The organism is Polaromonas sp. P4_H1, assembly GCF_056400945.1.
Genome location: NZ_JBFUKG010000165.1, coordinates 1 through 506, shown reverse-complemented (window position 1 = coordinate 506; position 506 = coordinate 1). Strand labels below are relative to the sequence as shown.

General features: G+C 62.3%; 1 protein-coding gene and 1 pseudogene. Both read left to right on the top strand.

Annotated elements, in window-relative coordinates; genetic code table 11:
- Positions 1–199: pseudogene (locus AC1DS5_RS25685) on the top strand (ABC transporter permease); the annotation flags it as partial.
- A gap of 2 nt (positions 200–201) precedes the next feature.
- The coding region (locus AC1DS5_RS25680) for an ABC transporter permease subunit (protein WP_477721064.1) at positions 202–506 on the top strand (305 nt) is incomplete at its 3' end.

Sequence of the window (506 nt, the reverse complement as noted above, 5' to 3'; positions counted from 1 at the left end):
GGGCGTAGCATTGCTGGCCTCGCTCAATCCCCTGGCCGTTCTGCCCGCCGGATTGTTCATTGGATTTCTGGAAGCGGGTGCGCTCGCCATGCAGCGTGAGGTCGGCGTGCCGTCATCGCTTGTCTTCGTCATTCAGGGACTGACGATGGTGTTCGTGCTGTGCGCGCTCGGATTGCGCGGCGAGCGAAGCAAGGTGTGACCATGGATCTCATGATGATTGCGGATCTCGCCGCTGCCACCATCCGGATTTCGACACCGCTATTGTTTGCCGCTCTGGGCGGGTTGTTGAGCGAAAAGGCCGGCACATTCGCCGTCGGCATCGAGGGCATGATGCTTGCCGGAGCATTCACAGGCGCGATCTCGGCATTTGTGTTCGGCAACGTCGCCCTCGGTTTTGCCCTTGCCGCACTGGGCGGTGCAGCGACGGGAAGCCTGCTCGCTTTCGCAACGGCGCGCTGCCGCGCCGACCAGATGGTGACAGGCCTCGCTGTAAACGTGCTGGTTCT